Origin of the sequence: Rufibacter sp. XAAS-G3-1, from assembly GCF_013623775.1 — a bacterium.
GTDB lineage: Bacteria > Bacteroidota > Bacteroidia > Cytophagales > Hymenobacteraceae > Nibribacter.
The window spans coordinates 1-19,139 of the sequence record NZ_JABFAM010000004.1; the positions used below are offsets into that span (position 1 = coordinate 1).

Annotated in this window: 16 protein-coding genes; 12 read left to right on the forward strand and 4 right to left on the reverse strand. The window is 53.7% G+C overall.

The window, feature by feature from the left end; genetic code table 11:
• Both HHO50_RS02590 and HHO50_RS02595 read left to right on the forward strand, forming a co-directional pair.
• The coding region (locus tag HHO50_RS02590) for a T9SS type A sorting domain-containing protein (RefSeq protein WP_219921423.1) at nucleotides 1–485 on the forward strand (485 nt) is incomplete at its 5' end.
• A gap of 462 nt (nucleotides 486–947) precedes the next feature.
• Nucleotides 948–1,721 carry an SDR family oxidoreductase gene (locus HHO50_RS02595; protein ID WP_181304460.1) on the forward strand — a complete coding sequence of 258 codons (774 nt, stop codon included), beginning with the start codon at nucleotides 948–950 and terminating at the stop codon, nucleotides 1,719–1,721.
• 84 nt (nucleotides 1,722–1,805) lie between these two features.
• Here the strand turns inward: HHO50_RS02595 and HHO50_RS02600 are convergent, their stop codons facing one another.
• The 3 genes from HHO50_RS02600 to HHO50_RS02610 all read right to left on the reverse strand — a co-directional run bounded on the left by HHO50_RS02600 (nucleotide 1,806) and on the right by HHO50_RS02610 (nucleotide 6,592).
• Nucleotides 1,806–2,699, reverse strand: coding sequence for a RimK family alpha-L-glutamate ligase (locus HHO50_RS02600; RefSeq protein ID WP_181304461.1), 894 nt, complete (start codon nucleotides 2,697–2,699; stop codon nucleotides 1,806–1,808).
• A gap of 407 nt (nucleotides 2,700–3,106) precedes the next feature.
• Nucleotides 3,107–4,381 carry an amidohydrolase gene (locus tag HHO50_RS02605; protein ID WP_255478588.1) on the reverse strand — a complete coding sequence of 425 codons (1,275 nt, stop codon included), beginning with the start codon at nucleotides 4,379–4,381 and terminating at the stop codon, nucleotides 3,107–3,109.
• A gap of 417 nt (nucleotides 4,382–4,798) precedes the next feature.
• Nucleotides 4,799–6,592: a thiamine pyrophosphate-requiring protein gene (locus HHO50_RS02610; protein ID WP_181304463.1), complete on the reverse strand. Its 1,794-nt coding sequence runs from the start codon at nucleotides 6,590–6,592 to the stop codon at nucleotides 4,799–4,801.
• A gap of 302 nt (nucleotides 6,593–6,894) precedes the next feature.
• On the opposite strand from HHO50_RS02610, the gene HHO50_RS02615 reads away from it, so the two are divergent.
• The 6 genes from HHO50_RS02615 (at nucleotide 6,895) to HHO50_RS02640 (ending at nucleotide 15,004) form a co-directional block, all read left to right on the forward strand.
• The gene (locus HHO50_RS02615; protein WP_181304464.1) at nucleotides 6,895–9,846 is read left to right on the forward strand and encodes a M1 family metallopeptidase; all 2,952 of its coding nucleotides are present in this window, start codon (nucleotides 6,895–6,897) and stop codon (nucleotides 9,844–9,846) included.
• 140 nt (nucleotides 9,847–9,986) lie between these two features.
• Nucleotides 9,987–10,592 (forward strand): inorganic diphosphatase, encoded by a 606-nt coding sequence (locus HHO50_RS02620; RefSeq protein ID WP_181304465.1) that lies wholly within the window; start codon nucleotides 9,987–9,989, stop codon nucleotides 10,590–10,592.
• Between the two features lie 137 nt (nucleotides 10,593–10,729).
• Nucleotides 10,730–12,388, forward strand: a complete 1,659-nt coding sequence (gene pgi, locus HHO50_RS02625) for a glucose-6-phosphate isomerase (RefSeq protein WP_181304466.1) — start codon at nucleotides 10,730–10,732, stop codon at nucleotides 12,386–12,388.
• A 101-nt stretch (nucleotides 12,389–12,489) separates the two neighbouring features.
• A complete protein-coding gene (locus HHO50_RS02630; RefSeq protein WP_181304467.1) occupies nucleotides 12,490–13,005 on the forward strand; it encodes a DUF1905 domain-containing protein in 516 nt (171 codons plus the stop codon).
• A gap of 237 nt (nucleotides 13,006–13,242) precedes the next feature.
• Nucleotides 13,243–14,070: a Cof-type HAD-IIB family hydrolase gene (locus HHO50_RS02635; RefSeq protein WP_181304468.1), complete on the forward strand. Its 828-nt coding sequence runs from the start codon at nucleotides 13,243–13,245 to the stop codon at nucleotides 14,068–14,070.
• A 79-nt stretch (nucleotides 14,071–14,149) separates the two neighbouring features.
• On the forward strand, nucleotides 14,150–15,004 hold the full coding sequence (locus tag HHO50_RS02640; RefSeq protein WP_181304469.1) for a pirin family protein: 855 nt from the start codon (nucleotides 14,150–14,152) through the stop codon (nucleotides 15,002–15,004).
• 91 nt (nucleotides 15,005–15,095) lie between these two features.
• Here the strand turns inward: HHO50_RS02640 and HHO50_RS02645 are convergent, their stop codons facing one another.
• Nucleotides 15,096–16,016 carry a bestrophin family protein gene (locus tag HHO50_RS02645; protein ID WP_181304470.1) on the reverse strand — a complete coding sequence of 307 codons (921 nt, stop codon included), beginning with the start codon at nucleotides 16,014–16,016 and terminating at the stop codon, nucleotides 15,096–15,098.
• A 305-nt stretch (nucleotides 16,017–16,321) separates the two neighbouring features.
• Between HHO50_RS02645 and HHO50_RS02650 the strand changes: the two genes are divergently transcribed.
• From HHO50_RS02650 to HHO50_RS02665, 4 genes are all read left to right on the forward strand, one after another.
• On the forward strand, nucleotides 16,322–16,729 hold the full coding sequence (locus HHO50_RS02650) for a 6-carboxytetrahydropterin synthase (protein ID WP_181304471.1): 408 nt from the start codon (nucleotides 16,322–16,324) through the stop codon (nucleotides 16,727–16,729).
• Nucleotides 16,722–17,387 carry a GTP cyclohydrolase I FolE gene (gene folE / locus HHO50_RS02655; protein WP_181304472.1) on the forward strand — a complete coding sequence of 222 codons (666 nt, stop codon included), beginning with the start codon at nucleotides 16,722–16,724 and terminating at the stop codon, nucleotides 17,385–17,387. Before HHO50_RS02650 ends, folE begins: the two co-directional genes overlap by 8 nt.
• Before the next feature lie 145 nt (nucleotides 17,388–17,532).
• On the forward strand, nucleotides 17,533–18,447 hold the full coding sequence (locus tag HHO50_RS02660) for a TIGR01777 family oxidoreductase (protein WP_181304473.1): 915 nt from the start codon (nucleotides 17,533–17,535) through the stop codon (nucleotides 18,445–18,447).
• Nucleotides 18,448–18,483: 36 nt separating this feature from the next.
• Nucleotides 18,484–18,909 carry a hypothetical protein gene (locus HHO50_RS02665; protein ID WP_181304474.1) on the forward strand — a complete coding sequence of 142 codons (426 nt, stop codon included), beginning with the start codon at nucleotides 18,484–18,486 and terminating at the stop codon, nucleotides 18,907–18,909.
• Nucleotides 18,910–19,139 lie beyond the last annotated feature (230 nt).

The following is a 19,139-nucleotide window of genomic DNA, read 5'->3' on the forward strand; positions in this document are numbered from 1 at the left end:
CCAGCACCCCCACCCAGCAGTCGGGAATGATCATGCTCCAGGCCGGGCAGCGCTACTACATAGAGGCGGTGCTGCGCGAGTTCGGCTCCAAGGATCACCTCTCCGTCGCCTGGACTATGCCTGAAGGCACCACGCAGATTATCCCTGGAGCAAATCTGATTCCGTACACCACCATTACTGAGACGAGCACTTTAGCCATGAAGCAGTCAGCTTTTGAGGTATCATCAAATACCTTCACCGCTAGCCCTAACCCATTCACAGAAAAGGTAAACATCGGTTTCTCCGTAGAAAACGAGGGTGATGTGAGTTTAGAACTTTTCAACATGCAGGGTCAGTTAGTGAAGACTCTGCATGCTGGAAAAGCTGAGGCAGGAAGAGCTTACCAGTATGAATTTGATGGAAACAAGTACGCCAATGGAGTTTACATCTGCAGAATTACAGCAGCAGGTAAGACAACGGTGAAGAGGCTTGTACTTAATAGATAGTACGCCTTCTTAATTCTAAACGAAGTTGTTTAGAGTTTCCTGCCTGTTTCATAAAAACAGGCAGGAAACGGCGGCACAGGCAGCTGCTTGCGGCCGTGTACAGATAAACCATCTGTTTAAGGCCTGTTTTTATGAAAGTAGCCTAAAAACGACAGCCCAGGCAGACGCTTGCACCAGGGTAATTGCTCTAAATACCGGTTTTTGAAAAACTCTAAACAGGTTCAACTCTAAAAGAAGAGGTTTCCTAAGATGGAAGCCTCTTCTTTTTTATAGGAGGCTTAGACTAGCTTGGTAAAACAATTGAATGCAGCTCTGGATTTACGAAGTTGAGGTATAGTTTTTAGTCTGTTTTTCAGAAAAGACAGTTAAAACCACCAACACCCAATTACCTTGCTTCCCCTTTCTTTACCGTCTGCCAAATTCTGCGTACACTTACCTTTCCATATCTACTATTAAAAGCAAATGCAGAACAACCGTTGGAGTTTAGAAGGCCGCCGCGCCTTGGTAACCGGGGGAACCAAAGGTATAGGCGCCTCTATTGCAGAGGAATTGCTTTCCTTCGGGGCCGAGGTACTGATTGTGGCCCGCAAAGAACTGGAGGTCAACCAAGCCGTCACCGACTGGCGGGCCCGTGGCCTGAAAGCATCGGGCATGGTGGCCGACGTAAGTCAACCCGCTGACCGGCACAACCTGCTCCAACTGGTGGGAAACACCTGGGGCTCGTTAGACATTCTGGTGAACAACGTAGGCACCAACATCCGGAAAAAAATTGGCGAGTACACGCCCGAGGAATACAATTACCTGCTGCAAACCAACCTCACCTCGGCCTTTGAGCTGTGTAGACTGTCGCACCCCTTTTTAAAGCAATCTCCGCACGGAAGCGTGGTAAACGTCTCGTCGGTATCAGGGTTGGGGCACGTACGCACCGGGGCGATTTACGGTATGACCAAAGCGGCTTTGATACAGCTCTCCAAGAACCTGGCCGGCGAATGGGCTCCGGACGGAATACGGGTGAACTGCGTGGCTCCGTGGTACATCAGAACGCCATTGGCCGACCAGGTTTTGCAGAACCAGGAGTACCTGGAAAGTGTGTTGAGCCGCACCCCTTCCCGCACCATCGGCAACCCCGAGGATGTGGCGGCTGCCGTGGCCTTTCTGTGCATGCCCGCTGCCGCGTACATCACCGGCCAGTGCGTTGCCGTGGACGGCGGCATGAGCATTAACCTGTTTGGATAAATCTTGCTCCTTTTACAAAACAGAAATCCCTCCGTGCATGAGCATGGAGGGATTTCTGTTTTGGGCCTGTTTTTCTTAAATGAGCTAAGAAACCGAAGAAGGAATCTCCTGCAGCATCTGCATCAAGGCCTGGTAGTAATTCTCTTGGGAGTTCGGGTTGGTGTGCAGGTACAGGAACGGTTCAATCAGCTCCAACTCCATCAATTGCAGTTCCTCACCTACCACCACACCGTCCACGCGGGCGTAGAGGCAACCTTCGGCAAACTGGCCTACTAATTTCTGGGCCTGTGCTAACAGATGGGCCGGTGCTTCCTGCGGATGGATAGTGCCCCCGAAGAAATGCTGCACCCTGAAATCACCGGACTTGGCCGACTTCAGCAGGCAATGGCTGTACTTTCCGTTGAAGAACAGGAACGACCACTCGCCCTCCTCCTGAATCTGCGGCATGAACGGTTGGGCCAGGAAGTCTTCTTCCCGAAGCAACCCTTCCAGCTTCGGCACCACTTGCTCTGCTTCTTCTTTAGAGACAATAAACGTATTCTTCGCGCCGCCGCTCACGCAGGGTTTGATAATAAGTTTATCTGTCTGGAAGCGGGTAAAGTATTGCTCCAACGGTACGGCGGTTCCTCTTTTGAGCAAGGCCGAAGGAACAATGGGCAGTCCTGCTTTCTCCACCTCCAGCAGATAATGCTTGTCGGCGTTCCAGCGGATGGTGGAAATGGGGTTCAAGGTGCGAATGTTCATCGCCTCCATGCGGTCTAGCCATGCACGGAACTCGTTAAACTTGTCAAAGTAATCCCATGGCGATTTGAAGACGGCTACGTCATATTGCTGCCAGTTCACGGCAGGGCCATTCCAGTCTTCAAGGGTGATGTCTACTCCCTTGGAAGTCAGAAACTCCAGGAGAACGCCATCTTCGCTTCCGCTTAATGAGCCATAGCTGTGGATGGCTTCATAGGTAACTAATGCTAATTTCAAGGTGGCTATACGTTGGTAATCTGTAAAATTTATCTGTGGATGTAGAACCCACCCCTGCCCCCTGCGAGGCTCATCTTGTAGGGAAAATTTCTTTTCTTGCTGTTCGGGAGTTCTACTCTTGCTGTTCGGGAGTTCTACTCCCGAACCCGCCTGCTGCGGAGTTCCACTCCGCCGGGAGCCATGGGCAAAAGAAGGGGAGTGGAACTCCGAAAGAGCGGTTTGATTCTCTGGAATCTTTTGGAAATAGAAATAAATACCCGTTCATTTTCCCTACAAGAGTAGCCTCCAGGGAGGGGAATTCTTTCTGCCTATTCAGTTTAGAACTCCTTTTATAAAAGATATTCCCCCTCCCTGGAGGGGCAGGTAACTGGTTTCTGGGCTACTTTTCAGAAAACAGCGGTTAAACGCTATTCCAAGGGATTGTTCAGGTAATCAACGGCCAAATTGGCTAGCGCCTGGACGCCCAACTTCAGGCCGCTCTCCTCGATGTAGAAATCTGGGGTGTGGTGCGAGGGCGCTTTGGCGGGATCTGCGCCTTTGGGCATTCCGCCCAGAAAAAGATACAAGCCCGGGATTTTCTGTTGGAAGTAGGCATAATCCTCAGCAATGGTCACCGGCTTGGTGAGTTTCACCTGGTTGGTACCGGCCACGCGTTGCAAAGAAGGCAGCATGTGGGCGGTGAGGGCTTCGTGGTTGTAGGTGACAGGCGTCATTTCCTGGATCTCCACCTCGGCCGTGGCCCCCGCTCCGGTCGCAATGCTGGTGGCGGTTTTCCGGAGGCGCTCATGGATAAGTTGCTGCATGGGCACGTCCAACGCCCGGATGGTGCCAATCATCTCTACCTGACTGGGCACGATGTTGGCGCGAACGCCGCCGTTGATGGCTCCCACGGTCAAGATGGCCGCGGCGTTGGTAACGTCTACCTGCCGGCTCACAATGGTTTGCAGCGCGGTCACAATGTACGCCGAGGTAACCACCGGGTCTACGCCCATCCAAGGGGTTCCGCCGTGCGCCTGCTGGCCTTTCACGGTTATCTTGAAGTTGTCAGAACTGGCCATCATGCCCTGCGGCCGATAGGTAATGGTGCCCACCTCCACGTCTGACCGGATGTGCAGCCCGAAAATAGCATCTACTTTAGGGGATTCCAGCACCCCCTCCTGCACCATCAGTTTCGCGCCACCCACTTGCCCGGGAGCCGAACCTTCCTCGGCGGGTTGGAAGATGAATTTCACGGTGCCTTTGAGGTCTTTCTTCAGGTTGCTCAGCACCTCGGCCACGCCCATGAGCATGGCTACGTGCGCGTCATGGCCGCAGGCGTGCATCACCCCCACTTGCTGCCCCTCAAAGGTGGTTTTCACTTTTGACGCGAACGGTAGGGTATGGGTGTTGTTCTCGGTGACAGGCAAGGCATCCATATCGGCGCGCAGCGCTACCACCGGGCCTGGTTGCCCGCCTTTGAGAATGCCTACCACGCCGGTTCTGGCCACTCCGGTTTTCACTTCCAGCCCCAGGGACTTCAAGTGCTTCGCAATTTTCTCCGCGGTTTTCACTTCAAAGTTGCCCAGCTCGGGGTTCTGGTGCAGGTCACGGCGCCATTGAATAACCTTGGGCTCTACTTTCTCTGCGAGTTGGTCAATTTGGGCAGCTGCGCCCGATGGCTGGGCTTTGCCGTTCATGGACATGCTTAAAAAAGCAGCCAGAAAGAACAGAAATGATTTATGGGAAAACATCAGGTACCTTTTGTTTAACTGCCGATTTTCAAAAAACAGCTTGAAAACACAAAAGTACACCGCCCAATCGGGAAAAGGAATTTTAGCAGCAGAGTTGGTCAACTGCTTCAAGCAGAGAAAGTAAATATTCTCCCGCTGGCGCAAGCTTGTATCTCGTGTCCGCACGCATTGCTGAACGCTCCGCCCACAAGATCTTTCCAAGATGACAAATGGAAGTAAGTTCCTTTTGAACCAGCCAGAAGACCTGAACTCTGAAAAGCAGAAAGCAAAAGGTTTTCCGAACACGTGCGAACACGAGCTGCAAACTCGCGCCAGGGGAGAAAAACGTTTTAGGTCTGTTTTCTTAAAACCAACCAAAAAACAAAACGGCTATCCTTCTTTGTCTTTCTCCTTCGCTTCTTCCACGGCTGCTTTCAAAGGCTCTTCCAGGCGCTGTTCGGCGGCGGTGTCTCCTTTTTCAATGGCCTCGGCAATGTTCTGGGCGAAGTTGGCGGCCACTTGCGGGGTGATGGGCATAATCTCGGGGTCGGTGAGGGCGTCAATGACTACGGGCCGGTCGGCCTTCAGGGCCGTTTCCCAGGCCGCGTCTATCTGGTCGGGGCTTTCAATCCGGATACCTAGCAGGCCGATGCTTTCGGCGTAGGCGGCGTAATTGAAGTCGGGCAGTTCCTGCGATTCGTTGAACTTAGGATTGCCTTCGTTCATGCGCTGTTCCCAGGTCACAAAGTTGAGGTCGCGGTTGTTGAGCACCAGCACAATCAGGCGCGGGTCAGTCCACTGGCGGTAATATTTTTGGATGGTCAACAGCTCCTCGGTACTGCCCATCTGCATGGCTCCGTCGCCCGCGAACGCGAAGGCCGGACGGTCTGGAAAGGCGAACTTGGCGGCGAGGGCGTAGGGCAAGGCGCAGCCCATGGTCGCCAAGGTGCCGGAAACGGAAAACTTCATGCCCTTCCTAATCTTGAGGTATTGGGCCGTCCAACTGGACGAAGAACCAGAATCGGCGGCTAGGATACTGTTACCTGGCAGGCGGGGCGACAGCTTTTCAAACACCAACCGCGGGTTCACGGGATTGGCCGGATGGCGGGCTTCCTCGGTTAATTGTTTCTCCCAGTTCTGGATGTTCTGTTCAATGGTCTGGCGCCAGGTACGGTCTTCTTTTGGTTGCAGCAGCGGCAGGAGCGCGCGCAGGGTTTCGGCACTGTCGCCAATGAGCGGTACTTCCATGGGGTACCGGATGCTGAGCATGCGGCCGTCAATGTCTACCTGCACGCCGCGGGCCTGGCCTTCTTGGGGCAGGAACTCGGCGTACGGAAAGCTGGAACCAATCATAAGCAGGGTGTCGCAGTGCGCCATCATCTGGTGGCTGGCCTCCGTCCCGAAGAACCCAATAGCGCCCGTCACAAAAGGCAGTTCATCTGGCAACGCGGCTTTGCCCAGGTACGCCTTGGCCACGCCGGCCCCCAGAACTTCGGCTAGCTGGGTTACTTCCTCGGCGGCATCTTTGGCCCCGGCCCCAATCAGAATGGCAACCTTTTTTCCGGCATTCAGCACCTCGGCGGCCTTGCGCAAATCTTCGTCACGGGGCAGCACGCGCGGCGGCAGGTAGCCAATGCCGGAGTGCACGGTGCCATGGGCGTGTTCCGGTTCCTGGTATTCTAGTTCCTGTACATCGCTGGGGAGGATGACGCAGGTGACGGTGCGCTGGTCTTGGGCGATGCGGAAGGCGCGGTCAATCAGGTGGCGTACCTGGCTGGGCTCGGTGGCCATCTGCACAAACTCGCTGGCCACGTCTTTGAACAGCGTGACTAAATCTACCTCCTGCTGGCTGTGCCCGCCCAATGATTTACGCGCTTTCTGCCCCACCAAGGCCACCACCGGCTGATGGTCAAGTTTGGCATCATACAAACCGTTAAGCAAATGAATAGCGCCGGGGCCCGAGGTTGCCAGACACACGCCCACCTCGCCGGTGAACTTAGCGTGGGCGCAGGCCATCAGAGACGCTACCTCCTCGTGCCGCACCTGAATGAACTTTATCTGCCCGTTGGCGCGATCCAAAGCACCCATGACGCCGTTGATGCCATCGCCGGGGTACCCGAAGATGCGGTTCACGCCCCATTTCTGAAGGCGTTCTATTATAAAATCACTGACTTGCTGTGGCATACGCTGCTGTTTTAAGGCTTCTTTTGACAAAAGAGGCTCTAAACAGGTACGACCTCAGGGGCAGATGGTTCAGCAGAAAAGATGACGGATTGTTTTTGAGGTGTTTTCCGAAAAACAGGCCTGAAACAACATTCTACTGCAGGGGCACCTTGTGGTTGCCCCAATGCGGTTGTAAACGAGAAAGGGCAACCACAAGGGATTGCCCCTGCCATTCATTCGTGAGTCACGGAAGTAACTTCCGCGCCATAGTGGGCAATCAATCACTGAAAACTGTAATTTCAGGCGAATTTTAGACTTTCAGAATGCGCCATCGGCTTTTACTCCCGCTATTGCTCCTGTTTCCGTTTTTCGCTCCTGCCCAGCAACCGTACTGGCAGCAGGAGGTGAACTATAAAATTGACGTGACGCTGGATGATGTGCACCACACGCTTTCGGCCACGGAGCAGATTGAGTATGTGAATAATTCGCCGGCAACGCTGACCTTTCTGTACTTCCACCTGTGGCCCAATGCCTACCAAGACCGTAGCACGGCCTTCGCGAGGCAGCAACTGGTGCACAATGAAGACCGGTTCCACTTCGCCCCGAAGGAGGCGCGGGGTTCCATTTCGGGCCTGGATTTCAAAATAAACGGCCAAAACGTGACATGGGAGCTTGATGCGCAGAACCCAGACATTGCCAAACTGACGCTGAACCAACCGTTGGCTCCGGGCGGGCGCATCACCATCAGCACGCCGTTCCAGGTGAAGTTGCCCGATTCTTTCTCCCGGTTGGGGCACGTGGGCCAATCGTACCAGATTTCGCAGTGGTACCCCAAACCGGCGGTGTTCGACCACAAAGGCTGGCACCCCATGCCCTACCTGGATCAAGGCGAATTTTACTCGGAGTTCGGGTCTTTTGATGTGCGGATTACGTTGCCTGCCAACTACACCATTGGTGCTACCGGCGAATTGCAGAACCCCGAAGAACAAGCCCGTTTGGAGAGCCTGGCGCAGGCCACTGCGGCTAAAAAGGAATTTGATGCGGAGGATTTGGCCTTTCCGGCCTCGGCGGAAGCCACCAAGACCCTGCACTACCGGCAAGACCGCATCCATGACTTCGCGTGGTTCGCTGACAAACGGTTTAATGTCCTGAAAAGCCAGGTTACGTTGCCGCATTCCAAACGCACCGTTACCACGTGGCTCCTGTTCACCAACCGCGAAGCCCAGAAATGGGTGAAAAGCGTGCCCGATATCAATGATGCCGTGTATGCTTATTCGCTGTGGCTGGGCGATTACCCGTACGCCCAAGCTACGGCGGTAGATGCGGCGTTAAGCGCTGGGGCAGGCATGGAGTACCCCATGGTAACGGTCACCGAGCCGGAGGCCATCATCCACGAGGTGGGCCACAACTGGTTTTACGGCATTTTGGGCAGCAATGAGCGGGAGCACCCCTGGCTGGACGAGGGCATCAACTCGTACTATGAATTCAGAACCAAAGCCCGGCGCACCCGGTATGCGGGTATGGTGTCCAGCGAGGTGAACCAGAATGCCTTCGGGAAGTTCTTGGGGGTTGATGATTTGCCCCCAGCCGCCATTGACAATCCGGCCTATTTATCGGCGGCCAGCCGGGGCTTGGATCAACCGGTGACGGCCCCCGCCGCCCGGTTCAGAACCCTCAATTACGGCACTATCGTTTATCTGAAAACAACTCAGTTGTTCCAGTATTTAGAGAAGTACCTGGGCACCGCCCGCTTTGACAGCGCCATGCACACGTATTACCGGCAGTGGCAGTTCAGGCACCCCTACCCCGAGGATTTGCAAACCACGCTGGAGAAATCTACGGGAGAGTCGCTGGGTTGGTTTTTCCAGGAACTGCTGCCTTCCACCACCCTCCCAGATGCGCACTTAGCCAACGTAATTACCTCCGGCGGAACTACTCAAGTTGTAGTGCGGCAACAAGGGAAACTGGCCTTGCCGGTACAGGTTGCCGCTTTAGACCCTGAAGGAAAAGTGGTGGAATCGCACTGGACTAAACCCGGCGAACGGGAGCAAACCGTCACGTTTCAGGCGCAGGGTATTGACCGGGTGGTGGTAGACCCCGAGTACCTTTTCCCGGAATTGGATCGTGGCGACAACCAGTTCCGTTTACGGCGTGTTTTCCCGAAAAGTGAGCCAATCCACCTCCAACCGTTCTTGGGCGTAGACCGCATAGACCAGAAACAGCTCTTCGTGGCACCTTCCCTCGGGTTTAACACCTATGACGGGTTTCAATTGGGAGCCGCATTCTACAACTCGTTCCTCACGGAGCACAAACTCAATTATGTGGTCACGCCCATGTACGGCTTTAAGAGCAGCCGTCTCACCGGACTGGCCGATGTGCGTTTCCGGCTTCCGGCGCAGGGTTTTCTGCGGAAGGTGGAGTTGGGGGTACAGGGCCAGCGGTTTGCCAATTTCCATACCGTCACGCCCAGCCTTACTTTCCAGAACCGGCTCACTAACCCCAACACCTTTAGGCAGCAATTGACGTTGGCCTGGCATTTTGTGCAGGATGATTTCCTCCCGGATTTCCAGGCACCCCGACTGGCTTATCTGTTAACCACCAAAAACGCGGTGAGCGGCACCCGCTTTGACTTTGATGTAACCCATTTCAGGTACAAAGTAGCCGGTTTGGTTGGCGGTGTTGAACCCAGCGGAGGAACCCTTAGGAGCGGGTTGCAAGCGGGAAGTTTCTCCCCCACCCGCTTTAGAGTGCGCCTGGAGAATTGGCACAAGTACCGGCCCGGCAAAGAAATAAAACTCCGCGGCTTTGTGGGATTGATGGCGGGAAACCAGACGGGAGAGTTCGTGCTGGGCTTGGCGGGTAGCCCCGATTACCTGAAGCAGACACCCTTTTTCAACCGAACTGACATGTACACCTCGGCCGAAGGCCTGACCTCCACCAGGCAGACTGACCGCCAGGACGGCGGGTTCAGGAGCGGGGTGCCCGTGGTGAGCCGGGAATGGATGGCGACCCTCAACCTCACCGCCGATTTACCCGTGACGCCTTTGGCCGTGTACCTTGATTTGGGCAGGGTGCAGGAACAGGACAAAATCTTCTACGGCACAGGCTTGCAATGGAGTTTCTTCAACAACGCCGTGCAGATTTACTTTCCGGTGGCTGGGGACAACTATGAAAGCACCTTCCCCAAGAGCTTCAAAGACTTTAGAAACAACATCAGGTACTCCCTGAGCCTGCAAAAGCTGAACCCCTTCAGATTGTTGGATGAGTTGCAGTAGAATGATTGATGGAGAGATGGTATGATGGAGAGAATGGATTGGAAAGGACAAAAAATGCCAATAATGATTTTAGTGGAAAGAATCCCGTTTTTGGCTTATCTTACAGGAAACAAGCTCCAAACACCACCCTACCCTTGCCCATGCGCTCTGTTATACAAATGAATTGGCAGTTACCGTTGCTGCTCCTAGCCTTCTTCTGCCTGGGTTGCAAACCTAATTACCTTGAATTACCGGCCATTTCTGAGACCAAGCACTGGCAGGCCGTCATTGAAACCCCCTCTGGGTCTACGCTGCCGCAGGTGTACAATGCGCAGGAGAAGAAGTTTGTGCCAGAACTGGAGGCCGGACAGCCCCGCAAGCTGGAGTTTTTGCCTTATCCGGGGAACGAAGGTTTTGTTCCTTCTACGTTGGTAGATTCAGTGACCGGAAGGCCCGCGGCTCCTTTGCCGGTGTTGGTGCTCTGTAACCAGAAAGAACCGGGAACGGTGTTGGAGATTGTGCCGGTGGGCGTGCTCATTCTGGAAACCGGAGGTGAACTGCGGCATATTGTCATCAGCGTACCGGCCAAACCAAGCGAGCAAACCATCTCCCCCAACTCCTACAGCGACTTTTCGGCCCGTTACCCCGCCGTGAAAAGTATTCTGGAGCAGTGGTACCTCAACGTGAATGCCCGTCAGCCTACCCGTTTGTCGGCCTGGAAAGATGAGGCCTTCGCTGACCAGCTCATTCAGAAGTGGGTAAAGTAGCCGGACGTTTCTGGGCTGTTTTCTCAAAATCGCCCCCTAAACGCCCGCCACTTCTGCGCCGGTTCAGAAACTCTTTTTCCTAAAGTCGCCACAATCCCTAACTTCGCTCTTCTTAGCACAGAACTAATAACAGACGCATGTTTCCATCCATAAACCCTACCACCACCCAAGCCTGGGCCAACCTGACGCAGCATTACGCGCACCTCAAAGACAGCCACCTGAAAGACGCGTTTGCGCAAGACCCGCAACGGTTTGAGAAATTCAGCGTCACGTTTGAGAACATCCTGCTGGATTACTCCAAAAACAGAATCACCCAGGAAACCCAACAACTGCTCATCTCTCTGGCGGAGGAATGTGGTCTGAAAGAAGCCATTGCAGCCATGTTCTCCGGTGAGGAAATCAACTTCACCGAGGGTCGTTCGGTGCTGCACGTAGCCCTGCGGAACCAAGCCAATACGCCGGTGCTGGTAGACGGAAAAGACGTGATGCCCGAGGTGAACCGCGTGTTGGCGCAGGTGGAAAGATTCTCCAACCAAGTGATCAGCGGAGTTTGGAAAGGCTATACCGGCAAGAGCATTGACACCATTGTGAACATAGGCATTGGCGGTTCTGACCTGGGCCCCGTAATGGTGACCGAGGCTCTCAAAGCCTACCAGAAACCCAACATCACCACGTACTTTGTCTCCAACGTGGACGCAACGCACATTGCCGAGACGCTGAAGAAAATCAACCCGGAGACCACGCTCTTCATGATTGCCTCCAAGACGTTTACCACGCAGGAGACCATGACCAACGCCCACAGCGCGCGCAGCTGGTTTCTGGAAAACGCAAAAGACGAAGAGCACATCAAAAAACATTTCGTGGCGCTGTCTACCAACGCTTCGGCCGTGGCCGAGTTTGGGATTGACACGCAGAACATGTTTGAATTCTGGGATTGGGTAGGCGGCCGTTACTCGTTGTGGTCGGCGATTGGCTTGTCCATTGCCTGCACCGTGGGCTACGAGAACTTCCGGGAATTGCTGGCCGGTGCCCACGCCATGGACAATCACTTTAGAGAAGCGCCCTTTGAGCAGAACCTGCCGGTGATTCTGGCCATGCTGGGCATCTGGTACAACAACTTCTTTGATGCGCAATCGCACGCGCTATTGCCTTATGACCAGTACATGCACCGTTTTGCCGCGTATTTTCAGCAGGGCGACATGGAAAGCAACGGCAAGTACATAGACCGCAACGGCGAGAAAGTAACCTACCAGACCGGCCCCATCATCTGGGGCGAGCCGGGCACCAACGGCCAGCACGCGTTCTACCAATTGATTCACCAGGGCACCAAACTGATTCCCTGCGATTTCCTGGCCCCGGCCATCAGCCACAACCCGCTGGGCGACCATCACCCGAAACTCATGGCCAATTTCTTCGCCCAGACCGAGGCCTTGATGAACGGCAAAACCGAGGCCGAGGTAGTAGAGGAGATGCAAAGAACCAACTGTTCTGATGAAGAAATCAACAGCCTGAAAGCCTTCAAGGTCTTTGAAGGAAACCGCCCTACCAACTCCATCCTGTTCAAGCAACTTGACCCTAGAACGCTGGGCAGCCTGCTGGCCATGTACGAGCACAAGATCTTCGTGCAAGGCGTCATCTGGAACGTCTACAGCTTCGACCAGTGGGGCGTGGAACTAGGCAAACAGCTCGCCAAGAAGATTCTCCCGGAATTAACTTCTACCCAGGAGGTCACCTCCCACGACTCTTCCACCAACGGCCTGATAAAGCAGTTTAAGGCGTTTAGACAAGAAGCGTAAGTTAATATTGAGATGTATCATGAAACCGTTTTAAGGTTGTTTTGTGGAAAACGGCTTTGAAACGGGTTCTTTTTTGAAGACTGTTTCACTTAACCTTCCTCATGCCACCCATCCAATTCACCACCCACATCGGCAAGCTGGAATACCTCATGGGCACGCATTACCTGGAGATTCCCGCGGAGGTGGTGCAACAGTTGGGCGGCAAGTTCAACGTTCGGCTGGTCTGCACCGTCAACAATGCGGTCACCTACCAGTGCGGCATTATGGCACTGGGCCAGGGCCGGGGCTACATCACCATCACCAAACAGCGCCTAAAGCAGTTGGGCCTGAAAGAAGGAAGCTCCGTTTCTGTGAGCCTGGAGAAAGACGACAGCCAATACGGTACCGCCGTCCCGGAGGAATTAACAGAACTATTCCTACAGGACGAGGCCGGCAAAGCCCGTTTTGACCAACTCAAACCCGGCATGCAGCGCTACATCATCCAGCACGTGGGCGCGGTAAAAAGCTCCCAACTCCGCATTGACCGTTCCATCACTTTGATTGAAAACCTGAAACGCCTCAAACCCGGCCAGGAAACGTTTCGGGAGATTCTGGGTCTGGAGAAGCGGGAGGCGTAACGGGAAGTCCTGAGTCTTGCGAGGCTTAAAAGTAGAGGGGTGTTTATGGCCTGTTTTCCTGAAAACGGCCATAAACACCCCAGCCTTCAAAGGGGACATTGGCAGTTCCTGCCTTCGATATCCGTTTTTGCATCAATTTTCAGAAAACGCCTCTAAAACGTTTCTCCACTTCTTTCCTCCTAAAAGCCACCCGGCCCGTACCTTTACCGGAATAAACCTTCGCTTTTAACTTACCCCATGACCATTCGCGCCATTTGCTCTGATGTTGACGGAACGCTGCTCAACAGTGACCGGGAGCTTTCCCAAAGAACCATTGACACCGTTCAGCGCCTGGACAAGAACCTGCCGGTTATTCTGGCCTCGGCCCGGATGCCTAGCGCCGTGCGCCATTTGCAGGAGCAACTAGGCATTCTGCACCACCCCATGATTTGCTTCAACGGCGGGTACGTGTTGCTGTATGATGATGCAACCCAGGAACCCCAGGTGCTGGACACCGTGCAGATTCCAGCATCGGTATGTATGGAAATTGCTCAGTTGGCCCAAGGCACCAGCATCAACGTGAGTTTATACCAGAACGATGTCTGGCACGCGCCGCAGGATGACCAGTGGACACAGCGGGAAATCCGTCATACCAAAGTGAACCCCACCATCTCTGCTATTCACGAAGTATTGCAGGAGTGGCAAGCTGCTTCTACGGGAGCGCACAAAGTGATGTGCATGGGCGCAGCGGAAGAGATTCAGAGGCTGTGGGAAGCCTTGAGCCCCAGGTTTGGGGGGCAGCTGCACATTTACCGGTCTAATGACCGCTATCTGGAAATCGCCCCCAAAACCATTTCCAAGGCTACCGCTTTGGAGCTGCTTTTGAAAAAACACTATGCTTTCGGGATGGAATCGGTGATGGCCTTCGGTGACAATTACAATGATGTAGACCTGCTGAAAGCGGTAGGATTGGGCATTGCCGTGGGCAACGGTCGGGATGAAGCCAAGGCCGCGGCCCAGGAGGTAACCGCCCCCAGCATTGAAGACGGCGTAGCCATTGCCATTGAAAAGCACTGCCTGTCTTAGTCCATTGCTTTCCTGAAGGATAGCGGAGGTTACTTGTCGGCGGCCGTTTGCGTAAATAGCCCTACATTTCTGTACCCACATGAGAAGCATCAAGAAAATCCATAAAGCCGAGTACTCGCCCATCGCAGATCTGGTCACGTATTCGCCGCTGCCTTCGCGCAGTCTGCAACAGGTAGACCCGTTCCTGTTCCTGAACCACCACGGGCACCAGGTCTACCAACCCAATAACCGCGGACTGCCGTTCGGGCCGCACCCGCACCGGGGCATGGAAACCGTGACGTTTATCCTGGAAGGCGATATCATGCACAAAGACTCCGGCGGCCATGAAAGCGTGATCACGGCGGGCGGCGTGCAGTGGATGACGGCGGGCCGAGGCTTAATTCACGCTGAGGTTTCCTCTTCGGAGTTCAAGAGAACCGGCGGCCCGCTGGAGATTCTGCAGTTGTGGGTGAACCTGCCCGCCAAACACAAAATGACTGAGCCGCGCTACGAAGGCCTGCAAAAGGAAAGCATTCCCACGTTCACCTTGGACGAAGGCAACGTAACGGTAAATCTGGTTTCCGGCACCTGGGATAGCCACCAAGGTGCGTTTGAAACCTTAACGGACATTGTGCTCAGCACCGTGTATTTTCAGCCGGGCGGAAAACTGGACGTGCCCGTACCCGCCGAGCGGAACATCTTCTTCTACCTCATCAAAGGAACCTTGACCGTGAATGGACAGCAAGTGCCGTTCCGGAATCTGGTGGAGTTCAACAATGATGCGCCGGAGTTAACCGTAGCGGCTTCTGAGGACAGTATCCTGTTGTTCGGGCATGCCGTGCCGTTCCAGGAGCCGGTGGTGGCGCAAGGCCCCTTCGTGATGAACACCCAAGCCGAGATTCACCAAGCCTACGCCGATTACCAGCAAGGCAAATTCGGTTCCTGGAACCACTGATCTGACATTCTTTCTCCAATCCCGTTTTAGGGCTGTTTTCAGAAATCCAGCCCTAAAACGGGATTTTTGTTTGCACCTTTCGCTCAGGAAATCAATCCAGAATAAACTTCTTTTTAGGCTTCAGGGCTTTTGGCACGTCCTGACCGGCCATCTCCAGCAGAGAGGCCTCAATGGTTTGGCTGATGGCGTTCAGGGCCAGGTCGTTCGGCTCAGTACCGAAAGGTTCCTCAATCTCGGTCACGATGGATTCCAGGGCCATAAAGGTGTAACCTACAAACACCACCATGAGCGGGGTCATCCAGCCAATGCTGTCTACCAAGCCAAACGGCAACAGAAAGCAGTACAGGTACACGGTGCGGTGCAGCAGCACATTGTACGTGTAGGGAATAGGCGTGCTGGCAATGCGCTCACAGCCGCCCACAATGCCAGAGAGTTGGTTCAGGTTGTGGTCAATGGCCGCTTGCGTGATGGAATCTATGCGGCCCGCTTCCTTTCCGGCTTGCACCCACATCCCCATCTCTTTGAGCAGCAGTATCGGTTTAAACCGGGCTTTCGCCAGTTTCTGCACTAACTCCTGGGGCAACAGGCGTTGGAAATCTCCGGACGGGTCAGTTTTGCGGAGCTGGTGTTTGAGGGCGTAGGTGAAGGCAATGAGCAGGCGCACGAAGGAAAGGACTTCGGGTGCATTGGCGGGCAGACCCGTCATGGTGAGCGCCTGGCGGGTGAGCGAGCGGGTATCAATCAGGAGCGCGCCCCAGAGTTTTCGGCCTTCCCAGAAACGCTCGTAGCTGGCGTTGTTCCGGAAGCCCAGGAAGATGGCCAAAGCCACCCCCAGCAAAGTGAATGCCGCCGGGTTCAACGGGATTTTGTATTCAAACAGGCGGCCCTGCACAAACACCACTCCCACCGATACCAGCAGTAACACTCCCAACCTGGGTAGAATGGCCGGTAAAACGGAGCCCTTCCACACGAAGAGCATCTTAAACCAATTTTCTCTCTGTCTTACAATCATAATTCAACAGTGCCAGCCACGCGCTAGCTTCTGCGCACGCAAAGGTAGCGCGTGCGGCTACAAATCTACTTCAAGGCAGACTTTTACCCGCAATATCTCTGAATAACGCCTGTTTTTTTGAAAATAGCAGCTAACCGAAGAAAGGATGAAAGGGAGCTTGGGCTTTAAACAATTAGCAGCAGAATACATCAGTTTTTATGGAGAACCTGACCAGTACCTCCGGCCACGGCTAATTTATACGGGACACGTATAGTAGAAAAACGCCGTATGAAAACTAAATTGCCCCTACTCCTGTTTTCAGCCTTATGAATGTAACCGTCTGCCGAAAAGAAAACTTCAACGCTGCCCACCGCCTCCACAACCCCAATTGGAGCGATGCGCAGAACCAGAATGTCTTCGGGCTGTGCAATAACCCCAACTACCATGGCCACAACTACAGCCTGGTTGTGAAGCTCACCGGCCCCATAGACGAGGAGACCGGCTATGTCTATGACATGAAAAAGCTGAGTCTTCTGATAAAAGCAGAAATTTTAGATAAATTTGACCACAAAAACCTGAATTTGGACACCGAGGAGTTCCGACACCTGAACCCTACCGCCGAGAATATCGCCGTAATTATCTGGCAGCGCTTACGCCCCCACCTCCCAGAGAACCTTGGGTTGTCCCTCACCTTATTTGAAACCGAAAGAAACTTTGTTGAATACCATGGATAGAAGGGATTGGAACGAGGAAGATCCCGAAGAAGGGCACGTGGCTGGTTCTTTAGACACGCCCCTGCGCCCCGACGCGTTTGACCTCACCGATGAGCAAAAGATAGACGGCATTGCCCTCCACTTCAGGGAGATTATGCAGCTTCTGGGGCTGGATTTGGAAGACGATAGCCTCAAAGGCACCCCGCGCCGGGTGGCCAAGATGTACGTGAAAGAGATCTTTGACGGCCTTAACCCCAAGAACCGTCCCGTAGCCCGTCTGTTTGAAAACAAATACGGCTACCGCCAGATGCTGGTGGAGCGCGACATTACCCTGTACTCTAGCTGCGAACACCACTTTGTGCCTATCATTGGCAAAGCGCACGTGGCCTACATTCCCAACGGGCACGTGATTGGGTTGTCTAAGTTGAACCGCATTGTGCAGTACTACGGCCGTAGGCCGCAGGTGCAGGAACGCCTCACCCGCCAGATTGCCCAGGAACTGCGCGATGTGCTCCAATCTGACAACGTGGCTGTGCTCATTGAAGCCGACCACCTGTGCGTGATGAGCCGCGGCGTGAATGACGTAAGCAGCAGCACCATCACCTCTGAGTACTCTGGTCTGTTTGAGCAGGACGCCTACCGGCTGGAGTTTTTGCAGGCCATCAGACGTAACAGATAAAGCCTACGGCCCTCTCTATAAAGATGAATTTTTCAGGCCAATGCTGTGTTTCCATTCTTGCTACTATTGCCAAAAATAGCCGCCCTACCTGTTTAGGTGAAACACCGGATACGTGGGTCTGGGCGTAGACCGTAGATAACGCAACATGTCAGAGAAGATATTGATTGCCGGGGGCACCGGCTTATTGGGAACTCGCCTGTCAGAGATGTTAATTGACAGTGGCTATGAAGTTGCCCACCTAAGCCGCACCCCGGACAAGTATGCCCGGTACAAAACCTTTAAATGGGATGTAGCCAAAGGCATTATTGATGAAAACGCCATCCGGTACGCAGATTACATCATCAATCTGGCGGGCACCAGCGTTTCTGGCGAGAAATGGTCTGCAACCCGTAAAAAAGAAATCCTCAACAGCCGTGTTCTTTCTACCAACCTGCTTTGCCAGTATCTGGAAAAAACCCAGCACCGCGTAAAAGGCTTTCTGGCCTCCTCGGCGGTAGGAATTTACGGAAACTCCGGTGACCGGCTCATGATGGAGGAAAGCACCTACGGCTCAGATTTCCTGGCCGAGGTCTGCAAACAGTGGGAACACGCCTCCTGGCAAATCCATAGCCTGGGCATCAGAACCGTCATCTTCCGGATTGGGATTGTCCTGAGCAACAAAGGCGGGGCGCTGCCGCAGATGGCCAAACCTATTAAAATGATGGCTGGCGCACCTCTGGGTTCCGGCAAGCAGTACATGTCCTGGATTCACGTTGACGATCTGTGCCGGCTGTGCATCAAAGCCATTGAAGACCGCCAGATGCAGGGGGTGTACAATGCCGTGGCTCCTAACCCGGCCACCAACGAGCACCTGACCCGCAGCCTGGCCAAGGTCATGCACAAACCTATGGTGTTCCCCAACGTGCCTGCCTTCGGGCTAAAGCTGATGTTGGGCGAGATGAGCGAGATTATACTGAACAGTTCCCGCGTGAGCGCCACCAAAGTACTGCAGACCGGCTTCACCTTTGAGTACAATCACCTGAATGAGGCGCTGGAATCACTGTATGACAAGAACAGCTAACCGGTTTAACCCTCCAGGCATGGCCAATTTATAAATATGAACAAGATACTGCTCCTACCATTTCTGATACTTCTTACAATTCCTGCATTTTGCCAAATTGAAGCAGATTCAATATTTATTTACAAAGGCTTCAAACGTGCTGGGACAACGGCAAGACTACAGCATAACCATCATGACCTCGCTTCCCGGCAAGCTGAAACAGTGAAATTGGACGGAGCAGAAACAACCAATTTGAAAGCACTTTTTAAAGAAACAAAGGAAAAACGCTTCTTTCAACAGAAGCATGGAGGCGAAATATGTTATGCAGTGGTTTGGTTTGAAGGGAATAAATACAACTACATAATAGAGGGGACTACCGATTTCGCAAGAATGGTGAACTTGAGTACAAGGAGAAAGTGGACTTTAGAAGAACCAAAAAAGGTTGAAGCACTGCATGCACTTGTAAAGAAAAACTGGCCATAGCAACACCTAAATGTTAGCCTTCGGCCGCCGGTCTCACCCCCTTGTCTCTCCAGTTATATTGAGGCAAGGGGGTGAGGTGTTTTGAGCCCGTTTTTCAGAAAATAGGCCCAAAACACAAAAACCTGTGAGGTCTCCAAGACCTCACAGGTGTAGAGTAAACTGGCGCGAGACTCCAGTCTCGTGACTTGGGATGAAGCGAGTCTCCAGACTCGCCGGGAACCACCAGCCGG

Coding starts and splice junctions, on each gene's coding strand:
- HHO50_RS02595 (WP_181304460.1), top strand. CDS start 948: ATGCAGAACAACCGTTGGAGTTTAGAAGGCCGCCGCGCCTTGGTAACC.
- HHO50_RS02605 (WP_255478588.1), bottom strand. CDS start 4,381: ATGTCCATGAACGGCAAAGCCCAGCCATCGGGCGCAGCTGCCCAAATT.
- HHO50_RS02610 (WP_181304463.1), bottom strand. CDS start 6,592: ATGCCACAGCAAGTCAGTGATTTTATAATAGAACGCCTTCAGAAATGG.
- HHO50_RS02615 (WP_181304464.1), top strand. CDS start 6,895: ATGCGCCATCGGCTTTTACTCCCGCTATTGCTCCTGTTTCCGTTTTTC.
- HHO50_RS02620 (WP_181304465.1), top strand. CDS start 9,987: ATGCGCTCTGTTATACAAATGAATTGGCAGTTACCGTTGCTGCTCCTA.
- pgi (WP_181304466.1), top strand. CDS start 10,730: ATGTTTCCATCCATAAACCCTACCACCACCCAAGCCTGGGCCAACCTG.
- HHO50_RS02630 (WP_181304467.1), top strand. CDS start 12,490: ATGCCACCCATCCAATTCACCACCCACATCGGCAAGCTGGAATACCTC.
- HHO50_RS02635 (WP_181304468.1), top strand. CDS start 13,243: ATGACCATTCGCGCCATTTGCTCTGATGTTGACGGAACGCTGCTCAAC.
- HHO50_RS02640 (WP_181304469.1), top strand. CDS start 14,150: ATGAGAAGCATCAAGAAAATCCATAAAGCCGAGTACTCGCCCATCGCA.
- HHO50_RS02645 (WP_181304470.1), bottom strand. CDS start 16,016: ATGATTGTAAGACAGAGAGAAAATTGGTTTAAGATGCTCTTCGTGTGG.
- HHO50_RS02650 (WP_181304471.1), top strand. CDS start 16,322: ATGAATGTAACCGTCTGCCGAAAAGAAAACTTCAACGCTGCCCACCGC.
- folE (WP_181304472.1), top strand. CDS start 16,722: ATGGATAGAAGGGATTGGAACGAGGAAGATCCCGAAGAAGGGCACGTG.
- HHO50_RS02660 (WP_181304473.1), top strand. CDS start 17,533: ATGTCAGAGAAGATATTGATTGCCGGGGGCACCGGCTTATTGGGAACT.
- HHO50_RS02665 (WP_181304474.1), top strand. CDS start 18,484: ATGAACAAGATACTGCTCCTACCATTTCTGATACTTCTTACAATTCCT.